Here is a 14,173-nt window from a genome sequence, read left to right on the forward strand (position 1 = left end):
GGTTGTCGCTGCCAGTAAGCGCTCAACTGTCACTCGGCGTCGAGGAGATGCCTTCAGCCCGTGACCTGATACGTCGCCGACGCCTGCTCGAACAGCCGCGTCACCTCGTCCCGCTCGGCCTCCGGGCCGCGCACCTGTACGACGTGGTAGCGCCCGTCGACGAGCATCGCGACGTTGCGCACGAACAGCTCGCGTCCCTCGCCGTCGGTCCAGGTGAACTGCCCCTCCGCCATGATCCGCTCGCCCACCCGGATCGTCTTCAGCCCGCCGGAGGTGGCCCAGCTGGAGTCCCGGTACGGCTGCAGCTCGGGCTCGCTCTCCCGCTGGTAGGCCATGGGGTCGCTGCCGTACTCGTCCGCCGTGTCCCGTCCCGGCACGACGATGAGGTCGAAAGAGCCGTGCGAGTACACGACCTGCCCGCGGCCGTTCTCCGGCGTACGGTCCCAGCCGTTGGCCACGGCGATGCGGAAGCCCTCGGTGTCCGTACGCAGTGTGAACCCGTCGGCGACCTCGGGCCCGGTGGTCTGCGTCTCCTCGGAATTGGCGGACTCCGAGGGACGGTTGCTCCCGGACTCCGGCGAGGTCTGGTCGGGCCGGGGCTCGCTGCTCGTGTCGGCCGTCTGCTCGGGCGCGGGCGCCTGACTCGCCTGCCCGGCGGCACCGGTCCGGTCGGCGTCGGCCGTACCGCCGTTGCCGTCCTTCGGCATGAACATCATGGCGTACGCGATCGCCGCGGCCATGCCGAACAGGATCAGCACGAGCAGCGTCCGGCCGAGCCGTCCCGGCGAACGCGCCTCCTGCCGGGCCCGCTTGTGCCGCCCGTGATGCGCGGGCAGCCCGGCTCGCCGCCGGCGCACCAGCTCACCTCGCCGCCGTACGACCGGCAGCCGGCTGGCATCGACGGGCGGCGCGGCAACGACATGCACACCGGCCTCAGGCTCGGGCGCGGACCGCACGAGCGACCGGATCCAGCCCCTGAGCTCCTCGAAGTCAAGGCGCTCGGTCGGATCCTGACGCAGCAACGACTCCACGACGGGCCGCAGCGGCCCGCACTCCTCGGCGAAGGCGGGCGGCTCCGCACACACCATCTGCACCAGCTCGGCGGTCGACTCCTCCGGATACGGCGCATGCCCCTGCACGGCCCGGAAGAGCAGCGCACCAAGCGCCCACAGGTCGGTAGCCGGCCCGATGGGCGCGGCCAGTTGCCAGTTCTCATGGACAGGCCCGGCCTGCTCCGGCGCCCACCGCTCAGTCACGGGACCAACGACAGCCATCCGAGCCTGCCGGGCCCGATCGGCGGCAAGCGCGGTGGCGGGGCCACGGGGGGCGGGGGTGCCGGCGGCGAGGTCGTCCCAGCGGGTGGGGTTGGGGGTGAGGGCGCCGGGGGCGGGGGCCGTGCCGGGCGTGACGTGGCCGGGTGCGGGGACGCCGGCAGTCGGGGTCGCACCGTGGCTGGGGGTGGGAGCGCCTGAGAGGTGGGGTGCGCTGTGGCCGGGGGCGGGGACACCCGCGCCGGGAAACCTGCCATGGCCAGACGCAGGGCCCCCCATGCCCGGAGGCACACCCTGACCGGGCCCGGAAACGCCCCCGGGATGTGCCGCACCAAGGCCGGGCGCGGAAACGTCGGTGCCAGGAAGCCCGCTCTGGCCCGGCGCAGGCACGCCGGACGCCGGTGTCGTGCCGGGGCCGAGCTGCTGGGCGCCGTCCCCTCCGGAGGGGAGTGCCGTACGCCCCTGGCCGCTCTGGCCGTTCGTCATGTCCGGCGCCGTACCGCCGACGCCGCTCCGGGGCGCCGCCCCGTGCCAGGAGGTCGGGGCCTGCACACCGTAGGGGTCGGCTATCTGCCCCGGAGGCGTGGTGTTCCCGGTCCCGGCGTGGTTGCCCTCGGAGGCGGGACGGGCCCCGGGCAGCGCGGCCCGGCCGTTCTGCTGGGCCTCCTGGACACGGGCCGCCGCCCGAGCCCCCGCCCGATACGCGGCGATCGCCCCGGCCCGCGCGGCCCGAACGTCCCCGCCGTTCTCCAGCGCCCTGCGCTCGACCACTCCCGAAGCCCCGGCCCCGTTCGCCGTATCGGCCTCGGGAACCGGCAGTCCGCTGTCCGCCCGCGCCTCGATCGCGGCCCGCCGGGCAGCCTCGGGATCAGCGGGAACGGACATGGGCCCACCAGGCCCGGGCTCAGGCCCACCGAAGCCGGCGGGAAGGCCTGACGCACCGGGGCCACCAGGCCCACCAGAAGCGCCTTGCCCACGAGGACCACCGGAGCCACCAAAGCCCCCCGATCCCCGCGAACCCCCGAACCCGACCGCTCCACCAAGTCCACCAGCACCGATAGGACCACCAGGACTGCCAGAGCCACCGGGACCACCGGGACCACCAGGCCCACCGAACCCCCCAGCCCCAGCACTCCCGCCGCCGTCGTCCCCGTCCCCACCCGGCACCGGGTCATACCCGCACAGCGCCTCCTCCGCCGCCCCGACCGCCAGCCCGGTCAGCATCACGCGCCCGTCGTCGCAGACGAGCACCGTGCGCGCGGTGATGTTCCGGTGCACCCAGCCATGTGCGTGCAGCACCCGCAACGCCATGAGGACGTCAGACGCGACCTCGGCCGCCCGGTACGGAGTCAACGGCTTCTCAGCGAGCAGCGCGGCCAGCGGACGCGCGGCCACCAACTCACTCACTATCCACAACGACCCACCGTCCGCGAACACATCGAAGACCTGGTCGAGCCGGGGATGGTCGGGAATCGAAGCCGTGGCCTGCGCGGCCTCCACCGCACGCCGCACGGCCGGATCGGTGGGCCGCCGCGCACCCGGACGCGCCGAGGCCCGCCGCCCCGCCGCCCCGCGGTCCCGCGCGGTGAACCCGTCGGGCAGCCCGTCCGCGTCGAGCACCTCCGCCTCGACGACCTCGGGCAACGGCACCTGTCGCACCAGGACTTCCTGCCCGCTGTAGGTGTCGAAGGCGCGGGACTCGGTGAGTTCGTACTCGTCGGAGGGCGGCAGCGGCAGGCGGTAGCGGTCGGCCAGTACCCGACCCGCATAGTCGTCCACGTTGCCTCCCCCGGCCGCCCGGTTGGTCAATTCCGTTCGCGTAGCGTCCCGTTCCGGACGTACGACTGGATGCGTACGGTCCGCAAGCACTCACGATACGTGCCGGAGGCAACCCGCAAAGAGGGGATGCCAGATCTCACGGCCCCAATACCCGGCTCTCGCGGCCCCCACGCGGAACCGGCCGCATCACGACTTCGGCTCGAACGTCTCCGTCAGCGTCCGCCATGTGTCCTTGCGCAGCTCACTGTCCCAATCAGCGGCTTTGGCGGTGTACATCAGCGCATATCCGAGATGGCCGTTGACCACGAACCCCCGGTCGATCGTCCGGTACTTCGTCCCGCTCTCCACATAGGTGAACTCCCAGTCGGCCGTGTTCCAGCTCCGGTAGTCCACCTCCTCGATTCGGATCTTCTTGTACTGGGAGCGGGCCATGTACCGCTCCTGGTTCTTCCAGTCCGCGACCGGGTCGCCCTTCGGCGTGGACGTCCAGGCGACGAGCAGCTTCTGCCCGTCAGGCCCGGTGAACCGGTCACCCGCGGACCCCGAAAACTGGAACTTCCACCCCTTGGGCAGCCCGATCGAGTACCCCTGGCTCCCCTTGTGCGTGGACGCCTCGATGGTGTCGCCCCCGCCGGAACCGCCCGCCTCGGCACCACTGCCCCCGGACGCGCTCACACTCGCGCTCGGCGCCTTCCCGGACGCCGAAGCCGTCGCCTCACCGTCCGTATGGGTGCCGCCGCTCTCGTCCTCCTTGGTGGAGGCGCTCACCTTCGCACTGGCGGACGGCTTCGCGCCACCGCCCCCGGCGGCCCCGTCGGAGCTGTCGTCGCCCCCGTTGTTGAGCGTGATGGCCAGCACGGTACCGATCACGGCGAGCACCACGACCATCACGATGATCACCAGCGTCCGCTTCGGCACCACATCGGTGAGCGGCGCCCTCGGCACGGGCCGCGGCGGCAGATCCGGCGGCGGCATCACGGGCCACCCCGAACTACGCTGCCCGTTCCCCTTCTCCGCCTCCCGGCCACCTGCCCCCGCGGAACCCGCCACCCCCACAGAGCCCGACGCGGCCGACGGAGAAGCAGACGCAGACGACGCAGGAGCACCCGAAGCCGCAGTCGAACCAGCACCAGCACCAGCACCAGCACCAGCACCAGCACCCGAAGCAGTCGCCCCACTCCCGGACTTGGCACGCGCCGCAGCCGCCCCGGCCCCACCAGAAGCGCCCGCCACCGCGGCCTTCCGCACGGAACGCAGCGCCCCGCGCAACCGCTCCCCGGCCTCCTCGCCCCGCTTGCTCCCCGAACCGCCCTTGTCCGCACGCCCGTCGGGCTGCGGGGGCAGCGGCACGACCCTCGTCGCGTCCAGCGCCGGTTCCGGCTCGGCCTTGGGCTCGGGCGCGTGGATGACCGCGTTGAGCATCGTCCGCGCACCGGCGTCGTCGAGCCGCTTGGTGGGGTCCTTGGTGAGCAGGCCGTAGATGACGTCCTTCAGCGGTCCCGCGTTCTTCGGCTCCTCCAGCGGCTCGGTCATCACCGCGGTGAGCGTCGCGATCGCGGAGCCCTTGTCGTACGGGGGCACGCCCTCGACCGACGCGTACAACAGCCCGCCGAGCGACCACAGGTCGGCCGCCGGCCCCGGCTTGTGCCCGCGGGCCCGCTCCGGGGAGATATAAGAGGGCGCGCCGACGAGCATGCCGGTCGAGGTGATGGACGGGTCGCCCTCGACCTGCGCGATGCCGAAGTCGGTGAGCACGACCCGGCCGTCCTCGGAGATCAGCACGTTCGACGGCTTCACGTCGCGGTGCAGGATGCCCTCACGGTGCGCCGACCGCAGCACGTCGAGGATCGCGAGCCCGACCTCGGCCGCGCGCCTGGGCTCCAGGAGGCCGTCCTCCCGGATGGCCTCGGCGAGCGACTTGCCCTCGACGAGTTCCATCACGATCCACGGCCGGTCGTCCTCGTCGACCACGTCGAACACCGTCACCGCGCTGTTGTTGCGGATCCGGGCGATCGCTTTGGCCTCCCGCAGGGTGCGCGTGATCAGCCGCCGCTTCTCGTCCTCGTCGATGCTGTTCGGGAACCGCAGCTCCTTGACGGCGACGGTCCGTCCCAGAGTCTCGTCCTCGGCACGCCACACCGTGCCCATGCCGCCGCGGCCGAGCACATCTCCCAGCCGGTACCGCCCGGCGAGGAGACGTGCGCTCTCGCCCTGACGGGATGTCCCCGCCCGCTCCGCCTCCGACATGCGTCCCCTCATGCAACCCGCCCTGACAGAGCCTCCATTGTCCCTCACCCGACAAGTGCCCGACGCCCAGGGTGCCCTACGGCACAGCCCGCCCGTCCCACGCCCCGGCACCCCACCACACCGTGACCGCACCGCTACTCCGCACCCGGCCGTCACCCCGGTCACACCCCGCCCCGGCGCCCCGGCGGACCCACAGCCCACCCCCAGGGAACCCTCCCTTCCGCTTCCGGGGATGATGGCCCGCAGCCAGGGAAGGAACCCTCGATGCCACCGCTCCGGACGCTACTGACCGTGCCCATGTCGCTGGGCCTGCTCGCCCTGGCCCCGGCCGCCTCGTCGGCGCCCGCGGATCCGGCCACGGACGGGGTCCTTCCCCTGCTGGTCACCCAGGGCGAGGCTCCCGCCGCCGCCCTGCTGGCCCGCGAGGAGACCGACACCCACTACGACCGGGCCGGCCACGGCATCACCCGCGCCGATCACTTCCGCGCCGGAAGCATGACGAAGACCTTCATCGCCACGGTCGTCCTGCAACTGGCCGCCGAACACCGGCTGTCCCTGTCCGACACGGTGGAGGAGCACCTGCCGGGCCTGGTGCACGGAGCCGGCAACGACGGGCGCGCGCTGACCCTGCGTTCCCTGCTCACCCACACCAGCGGCCTGTACGACTTCACCGCCGACACCGGGGGCGTCGTCCCCCTGTCCCCGCTTCAGGCCGTACGCATCGCACTCACCCACCCTCCGGCCGCCCCCGGCCGCTTCGCCTACTCCAACACCAACTACGTCCTGCTCGGCCTGGTCGTCGACCAGATCACCGGCCACTCGTACGCCGCCGAGGCCGAGCGCCGCATCATCGCTCCGCTGGGTCTGACCGGCACCTCCTTCCCCGGGTCCCGCACCTCTCTGCCCTCTCCGCACGGCCACGCCTACGCCACCGACGGAACCGACGTCACCGAACTCGACCCGCGGGTGGCGGGTGCCGCGGGCGAGCTGGTGACCACGCTCGCCGACCTGGACCGCTTCTACTCGGCGCTGCTCGGCGGTGAACTGCTGCCCCCGCGCCGGCTGCGCGAGATGCTGAACACCCGGACCGCACACGGCTTGTACGGCATGGGTCTGTTTCCCGTGAAGCTGCCGTGCGGCACCACGGTGTGGGGACACAACGGCCGGATCGACGGCAGCTACGTGCGCACCGCGGCCACGGTCGACGGTCGTCGGGTCCTCACCTTCCGGGTGAACACGACGGCGATCGCAGATCCCGGTCTCGAACCCCGCCTGCTCACCGCCGAGTTCTGCCCTCCCACCTCGTAAAACGGCCGGGGTTCGAGCGGAGATCCCGACTCCTGGCACTCGTTCGGGTGATATGCGCAGCCCTCCCCCGCAACCCCTGGGCCACTACAACGGCACGATGTCCCGCGCCCCCAACCGCGCCGCGTCCGCCGTCAGATCGTCGGGCTGCCGCTGCGACTCCCGCTCGGACTCCACCCGCTTCTCGTAGTGCTCGACCTCGCGCTCGACATGGTCCTTGTCCCACCCGAGCACCGGCGCCATCAGCTCGGCGGCCTCGCGCGCACACCCGGTGCCCCGGTCGAACGTCTCGATCGAGATGCGTGTGCGCCGCGTCAGCACGTCGTCCAGGTGTCGGGCCCCCTCGTGCGAGGCGGCGTAGACGACCTCGGCACGCAGGTAGTCGTCGGCCGACTGCAACGGCTCGCCCAGCGAGGGATGGGCGGCGATGAGCTCCAGGACCTCCTCCGCCGCCGACCCGAAACGGTTCAGCAGATGCTCCACGCGCACCACGTGCAGTCCGGTCCGGGCGGCGATCCGCGCCCGCGCGTTCCACAGCGCCCGGTATCCCTCCGCCCCCAGCAGCGGGACGTCCTCGGTCACACACTCGGCGACCCGCAGGTCGAGCCCGTGCACCGCCTCGTCGACGGCGTCCTTGGCCATCACCCGGTACGTCGTGTACTTGCCGCCCGCCACCACGACCAGCCCCGGCACCGGATGGGCCACGGTGTGCTCGCGCGACAGTTTGCTGGTGGCGTCGGACTCGCCGGCCAGCAGCGGCCGCAGTCCCGCGTACACGCCCTCGACGTCGTCCCGCGTGAGCGGCACCGCGAGCACCGCGTTGACGTGCTCCAGCAGATAGTCGATGTCGGCGCTGGACGCGGCCGGGTGTGCCTTGTCGAGGTCCCAGTCGGTGTCGGTGGTGCCGATGATCCAGTGCCGCCCCCAGGGGATGACGAACAGCACGGACTTCTCCGTACGCAGGATCAGCCCCGTGGCGGAGTGGATGCGGTCCTTGGGGACGACCAGGTGGATGCCCTTGGACGCCCGGACGTGGAACTGCCCCCGCTCCCCCACCATCGACTGGGTGTCGTCGGTCCACACGCCGGTGGCGTTGACGATCTGCTTGGCGCGGATCTCGTACTCCCCGCCCGCCTCGACGTCCTGCACCCGGGCCCCGACCACCCGCTCGCCCTCGCGCAGAAAACCCGTCACCCGCGCGCGGTTGGCGGTCTTCGCGCCGTACGCCGCCGCCGTGCGCACCAGCGTGGCCACATAGCGGGCGTCGTCCATCTGCGCGTCGTAGTACTGGAGCGCGCCGACCAGCGCCTCCTTCTTCAGGGCGGGCGCGACGCGCAGAGCGTGACGGCGGCTCAGATGACGGTGCGTCGGCAGGCCCCGTCCGTGGCCGCGGGCCATGGACATGGCGTCGTAGAGCGCGACGCCCGAACCGGCGTACAGCCGCTCCCAGCCCTTGTGCTGCAAGGGGTACAGGAAGGGCACCGGTTTCACCAGATGCGGGGCCAGCCGCTCCAGCAGCAGCCCGCGCTCCTTCAGCGCCTCCCGTACGAGCGCGAAGTCGAGCATCTCCAGATAGCGCAGCCCGCCATGTATCAGCTTGCTGGACCTGCTGGAGGTACCCGACGCCCAGTCACGCGCCTCGACGAGCCCGGTGGACAGTCCGCGGGTGACCGCGTCGAGGGCGGTGCCCGCACCAACCACACCCGCGCCCACGACCAGGATGTCCAGTTCGCGCTCGGCCATTGACGCGAGTGACTCGGCGCGCTCCGCCGGCCCCAGTTTCGCTGTCCTCACCGCTGCCTCCCGCTGTAGGTCGGGCCGGCCGCGCCCGTGGGGCGAAGCCCGGTCGTATACCCCTGCCCAAAGTCTGACCGGCTTGCCCGACTTCAGCCACCACGCGACCCCCAGCCTGTGGACAACTTCTCGGGATACGCAGGACAACCGCCGCGAATCCACAAGAAAGACACAGGTAATAAATCCCGCATATAGGTCATATTTACTCCTAGTCTGACATTGCGCTCGCTCGTTCTGTCCACAGGGCTTGCGCACCTGTCCCGCTTCGGTTACTGGGAAGGACGGCCCACGCCATGCCCGCAGATCTCGCCGTCATCGGACTCGGCCCGTACGGCCTGCCCCTGGCCCAGGCCGCGGTCGCCGCCGGAATCTCCACCCTCGGCTACCGGACCGGGCCCGAGCCCGGCTCCCTGAGCCCCGCCGAACTGCGCCGGATGCTCTCGGGGGGCTTCCGGCACGCCACCAGCCCCGCCGAACTCGGCCGCGTACGCACCGCCGTCATCTGTGCCCCGACCCCGCACGGCGCCGACGGCGGCCTCGACCTGAGCCAGGTGGAGACGGCCGCCCGCACCCTGGCGGAGCGGCTGCGCCCGCACACCACGGTCATCCTGGAGTCCCCCGTCCCGCCCGGCACGACCGAGGAGTTCCTCCGCCCGCTCCTCGAAGAGGGCTCACGGCTGCGCGCCGGCCGCGACTTCCACCTCGCCTACTCCCCCAGCCGCGTCGACCCCGGCAACCGCGACTTCACGCCCGCCAACACCCCCAAGGTGATCGGCGGCCTCACACCCGCGTGCACCGAGTCGGCGGCCGCCTTCTACGGCCGTCTCACCGACAAGGTGGTACGCGCGCGTGGCCCACGGGAAGCGGAGACGGTGCAGCTCCTGGAGTCCAACTACCGGCACGTCAACATCGCCCTCGTCAACGAGATGGCCGTCCTCTGCCACGACTTGGGCGTCGACCTGTGGGACGTCATCCGCTGCGCGGAGACCAAGCCGTTCGGCTACCAGGCCTTCCGCCCCGGCCCGGGCGTCGGCGGCCACGCCGCCCCCCAGGACCTGACCGGCAGCGGCTCGGGCCGCACCCTGCGCATGGTCGAACTGGCCCAGCAGGTCAACACCCAGATGCCCCGTTACGTCGTCCAGCGCGCCGCCGCGCTCCTCAACGAGCACGGCAAGTCCGCCCGCGCCGCCCGCGTCCTCCTCCTCGGCGTCACCTACAAGCCCGACCTCGCCGACCAACAGGCCACCCCCGCCCAGGAGATCGCGATCCGCCTGATGGAACTCGGCGCCTCGGTCAGCTACCACGACCCGCACATCCCGTCCTGGAACGTCCTGAACCGCCCGGTCCCCCGCGCCGACTCCCTCTACGAGGCGGCAGCCGACGCCGACCTGACGATCCTGCTCCAGCAGCACCGCACGTACGACCTCCAGGGCCTGTCGGTGAAGGCCCAGCTGCTGCTGGACACGCGGGGGGCCACGCCTACGGGGGCGGCGCACCGGTTGTGAAGGGGGCGCGCGGGCGGGGCGGGCTTCGGGGGCTGGTGGCACGGGGCGCGCGGCGCGGGTACCTTACGGAGACAGGTGGGGTCTGTCGCAGCGGCTACTGCGGCAGGCTCCTGGATGGTTCACGGAGTGTCCGCCCCTAGGTTGTGTGGGGGCGGACACTCACCAGCCCACCAACAAGGTGGAGCCCACCGCAGTGGGTGCTGCGGCAGGCTCCTGGATGGTTCACGGAGTGTCCGCCCCTAGGTTCTTTGGGGGCGGCCGCTCACCATCCGAAAATCCGCAAGATCCACCTCCTCCGGCACTTCACCATCCGAAGACGGATCCGATCCCAGCGAGTGGGCTTGCGGTGACGTCCCATGGGCGCCCCCTTCCACGACACCGCCCAGTTGCCCGGTGGACGGTCCGTTGGAAATCGGGCCGGGCCCCGAGGAGCGGGGTCCGGAACCAAGTCCTTGGAAGGGGGCGCTCCAGAAACCTGGGCGCCGACACGGACGCTATCGCCCTCGAACCGGCTGACCAGCCCGTATCAGCCCTGAACGCAACCGCACGCCCCCGCACCACGCCACGCGCCCCGCGCAAGCCCCAGGGCACGCAAAAGGGCCGGTCACCCACCCGGGACGACCGACCCTTCAGACGCCGTACGACTACCGCTTGTGCTGCGAGTCCGCCACCGTCACCTCGACGCGCTGGAACTCCTTCAGCTCGCTGTACCCGGTCGTGGCCATCGCCCGCCGCAGCGCCCCGAAGAGGTTCATCGAGCCGTCGGGAGTGTGGGACGGGCCCATGAGGACCTCCTCGATGGTGCCGACCGTGCCGAGGTCCACCTTCTTGCCGCGCGGCAGCTCCTCGTTGACGGCCTCCATGCCCCAGTGGTTGCCCTTGCCCGGCGCGTCGGTCGCGCGCGCGAGCGGGGAGCCCATCATCACCGCGTCCGCGCCGCAGGCGATCGCCTTGGGGAGGTCGCCGGACCAGCCGACGCCGCCGTCCGCGATCACGTGCACATACCGGCCGCCGGACTCGTCCATGTAGTCCCGGCGGGCGGCGGCGACATCGGCCACCGCGGTCGCCATCGGGACCTGGATGCCCAGTACATTGCGCGTGGTGTGCGCCGCACCGCCACCGAAGCCGACCAGGACGCCCGCCGCGCCGGTGCGCATCAGGTGCAGGGCCGCGGTGTACGTGGCGCAGCCGCCCACGATCACCGGGACGTCGAGCTCGTAGATGAACTGCTTCAGGTTCAGCGGCTCGGAGGCGCCGGAGACGTGTTCCGCCGACACCGTCGTACCGCGGATGACGAAGATGTCCACGCCCGCGTCCACGACGGCCTTGGAGAACTGGGCCGTGCGCTGCGGGGAGAGCGCGGCCGCGGTGACCACGCCCGAGTCGCGCACCTCCTTGATGCGCAGCCCGATCAGCTCCTCCTTGATGGGAGCGGCGTAGATCTCCTGGAGGCGGCGGGTCGCGTCGTCCGCGTCCAGCCCGGCGATCTCGTCGAGCAGCGGCTGCGGGTCCTCGTACCGCGTCCACAGGCCCTCGAGGTTCAGCACGCCGAGGCCGCCGAGCTCGCCGATGCGGATCGCGGTGGCCGGGGAGACGACCGAGTCCATGGGGGCGGCCAGGAGGGGCAGCTCGAAACGGTAGGCGTCGATCTGCCAGGCGATCGAGACCTCCTTCGGGTCCCGCGTACGGCGGCTGGGGACGACGGCGATGTCGTCGAAGGCGTACGCCCGGCGGCCGCGCTTGCCGCGCCCGATCTCGATCTCAGTCACGTCTGTGGCCTTTCCCTGATGCGTTGCAGCGTCTACCAGTATCGCCGACGGGTACGACAAGGGCGGCCCCGGAGGTCCCGGAGCCGCCCTCGAAACGCTTCACGCGCGCGTGGCCGTCACTTACTACGGCTGTAGTTCGGCGCCTCGACCGTCATCTGGATGTCGTGCGGGTGGCTCTCCTTGAGGCCCGCCGACGTGATCCGGACGAAGCGGCCCTTGGACTCCATCTCCTCGATGGTGGCGGCGCCCACATAGCCCATGGTCTGGCGCAGACCGCCGACGAGCTGGTGCAGCACGTTGCCCAGCGGGCCGCGGTAGGGCACCTGGCCCTCGATGCCCTCGGGCACGAGCTTGTCGTCGGAGGCGACCTCAGCCTGGAAGTAGCGGTCCTTCGAGTACGACCTGCCCTGGCCGCGGGACTGCATGGCGCCCAGCGAGCCCATGCCGCGGTAGGACTTGAACTGCTTGCCGTTGATGAACTGCAGCTCGCCGGGAGACTCCTCGCAGCCCGCGAGGAGGCTGCCGAGCATCACGGTGTCGGCGCCGGCGGCGAGCGCCTTGCCGATGTCGCCGGAGTACTGCAGACCGCCGTCGCCGATCAGCGGGACACCGGCCGGACGGGCCGCGAGGGAGGCCTCGTAGATGGCGGTGACCTGCGGGACGCCGATACCGGCGACCACCCGGGTGGTGCAGATCGAGCCGGGGCCCACTCCCACCTTGATGCCGTCGACACCGGCGTCGATCAGCGCCTGGGCGCCGTCGCGGGTGGCGACGTTGCCGCCGATGACATCGACGCCGACGCTGGACTTGATCTTGGACATCCAGCTGAGGGCGTTGCTGTTGTGGCCGTGCGAGGTGTCGACGACCAGGAAGTCCACACCGGCCTCGGCGAGCGCCTGGGCCCGCTCCAGGGCCTCGGGGCTGGCACCCACGGCGGCGCCGACGATCAGGCGGCCCTCAGCGTCCTTGGCGGCGTTCGGGTACTGCTCGGCCTTGACGAAGTCCTTGACGGTGATGAGGCCCTTGAGGACGCCCGCGTCGTCGACCAGGGGAAGCTTCTCGATCTTGTGGCGGCGCAGCAGCTCCATGGCGTCCGCGCCGGAGATGCCGACCTTGCCGGTGACCAGCGGCATCGGGGTCATGACCTCGCGGACCTGGCGCGAGCGGTCGCTCTCGAAGGCCATGTCCCGGTTGGTGACGATGCCGAGGAGCTTGCCGGCGCCGTCGGTGACCGGCACCCCGCTGATGCGGAACTTGGCACACAGGGCGTCGGCCTCGGCCAGCGTCGCGTCCGGGTTCACCGTGATCGGGTCGGTGACCATGCCGGACTCGGACCGCTTCACCAGGTCGACCTGGTTGACCTGGTCCTCCACGGAGAGGTTGCGGTGCAGCACTCCGACGCCGCCCTGGCGGGCCATGGCGATCGCCATCCGGGACTCGGTCACCTTGTCCATCGCCGCCGACAGGAGCGGGATGTTCACACGGACATTGCGTGAGATGCGGGACGAGGTGTCGACCGCGTTGGGGAGCACCTCGGATGCGCCCGGCAGCAGCAGCACGTCGTCGTAGGTCAGCCCGAGTGTCGCGAATTTTCCGGGCACTCCGTCGACGTTGGCAGTCATGACACCTTCCCCAAATGGCCTTGATCGGTGCGGATGTCCATGCTAACGGGAAGCACGGCTCTCTCATTCCACGGTTCCGGGTGACTCCGGGCTTCGTATGTTCGTACGGAACCAGCGCACCACCTGTTCAAAAGAGGGGCGCTCGCTTGCCTGGGCCCACGGGAAAGGCCTACTGCTCGGCCAGCGCCCGCAGCCGGCTCAGTGCCCGGTGCTGCGCCACCCGCACGGCGCCGGGTGACATTCCCAACATCTGGCCGGTTTCCTCTGCCGTGAGTCCCACCGCGATGCGCAGCAGGAGCAGCTCCCGCTGGTTCTCGGGCAGGTTGGCCAGCAGTTTCTTGGCCCATTCGGCGTCGCTGCTGAGCAGCGCGCGCTCCTCCGGGCCCAGTGAGTCGTCCGGCCGCTCGGGCATCTCGTCCGAGGGGACGGCCGTGGAGCCAGGGTGGCGCATCGCGGCACGCTGCAGGTCGGCGACCTTGTGGGCGGCGATGGCGAAGACGAACGCCTCGAAGGGGCGGCCGGTGTCCTTGTAGCGCGGCAGGGCGAGCAGGACGGCGACGCAGACCTCCTGGGCGAGGTCCTCGACGAAGTGCCGCGCGTCGCCCGGGAGCCGGGACAGCCGAGTGCGGCAGTAGCGCAGCGCCAGGGGGTGGACATGGGCGAGCAGATCGTGCGTGGCCTGCTCGTCCCCGTCCACGGCGCGATGGACGAGTGCACCGATCGCCCCTGCGGCACCGGCCGCCTCGTCGTCGCGCATCGGTCCATGGTGCCTTGTGGCCGCGGACTCCGCGGCATCGCGCCCGATGTTGTGCACCGAAGCGTTATGAGCAGGTGCGCCGGAACTCATCCCCTGCGCCCTCCCCTTCCGCTCGACCGACCCG

Annotated in this window: 8 protein-coding genes; 2 read left to right on the forward strand and 6 right to left on the reverse strand. The window is 71.4% G+C overall.

Going from position 1 to position 14,173, the window contains the following annotated elements; genetic code table 11:
• Positions 1 to 53 precede the first annotated feature (53 nt).
• Together AQJ91_RS10535 and AQJ91_RS10540 are read right to left on the reverse strand one after the other, a co-directional pair.
• A complete protein-coding gene (locus AQJ91_RS10535; protein WP_067018847.1) occupies positions 54 to 3,050 on the reverse strand; it encodes a protein kinase in 2,997 nt (998 codons plus the stop codon).
• A gap of 186 nt (positions 3,051 to 3,236) precedes the next feature.
• On the reverse strand, positions 3,237 to 5,297 hold the full coding sequence (locus AQJ91_RS10540; protein WP_067018848.1) for a serine/threonine-protein kinase: 2,061 nt from the start codon (positions 5,295 to 5,297) through the stop codon (positions 3,237 to 3,239).
• A gap of 264 nt (positions 5,298 to 5,561) precedes the next feature.
• Here AQJ91_RS10540 and AQJ91_RS10545 point away from each other — a divergent pair, with 264 nt between their 5' ends.
• On the forward strand, positions 5,562 to 6,605 hold the full coding sequence (locus AQJ91_RS10545) for a serine hydrolase domain-containing protein (RefSeq protein ID WP_067018849.1): 1,044 nt from the start codon (positions 5,562 to 5,564) through the stop codon (positions 6,603 to 6,605).
• Between the two features lie 84 nt (positions 6,606 to 6,689).
• Here AQJ91_RS10545 and AQJ91_RS10550 read toward each other — a convergent pair whose 3' ends face one another.
• Complete coding sequence (locus tag AQJ91_RS10550) at positions 6,690 to 8,396, reverse strand: glycerol-3-phosphate dehydrogenase/oxidase (protein WP_067018850.1); 1,707 nt, start codon at positions 8,394 to 8,396, stop codon at positions 6,690 to 6,692.
• A 293-nt stretch (positions 8,397 to 8,689) separates the two neighbouring features.
• On the opposite strand from AQJ91_RS10550, the gene AQJ91_RS10555 reads away from it, so the two are divergent.
• Positions 8,690 to 9,901 carry a nucleotide sugar dehydrogenase gene (locus tag AQJ91_RS10555; RefSeq protein ID WP_067018851.1) on the forward strand — a complete coding sequence of 404 codons (1,212 nt, stop codon included), beginning with the start codon at positions 8,690 to 8,692 and terminating at the stop codon, positions 9,899 to 9,901.
• A gap of 644 nt (positions 9,902 to 10,545) precedes the next feature.
• Here the strand turns inward: AQJ91_RS10555 and AQJ91_RS10560 are convergent.
• The 3 genes from AQJ91_RS10560 to AQJ91_RS10570 form a co-directional block, all read right to left on the reverse strand.
• Entirely contained in the window at positions 10,546 to 11,670 is a 1,125-nt protein-coding gene (locus AQJ91_RS10560; protein WP_067018853.1) for a GuaB3 family IMP dehydrogenase-related protein, read from the reverse strand.
• A gap of 116 nt (positions 11,671 to 11,786) precedes the next feature.
• Complete coding sequence (gene guaB / locus AQJ91_RS10565; protein ID WP_067018854.1) at positions 11,787 to 13,292, reverse strand: IMP dehydrogenase; 1,506 nt, start codon at positions 13,290 to 13,292, stop codon at positions 11,787 to 11,789.
• 169 nt (positions 13,293 to 13,461) lie between these two features.
• Complete coding sequence (locus AQJ91_RS10570) at positions 13,462 to 14,049, reverse strand: sigma-70 family RNA polymerase sigma factor (RefSeq protein WP_067018855.1); 588 nt, start codon at positions 14,047 to 14,049, stop codon at positions 13,462 to 13,464.
• Positions 14,050 to 14,173: the final 124 nt, after the last annotated feature.

Source organism: Streptomyces dysideae (assembly GCF_001514305.1).
In the GTDB taxonomy this organism is placed as follows: domain Bacteria; phylum Actinomycetota; class Actinomycetes; order Streptomycetales; family Streptomycetaceae; genus Streptomyces; species Streptomyces dysideae.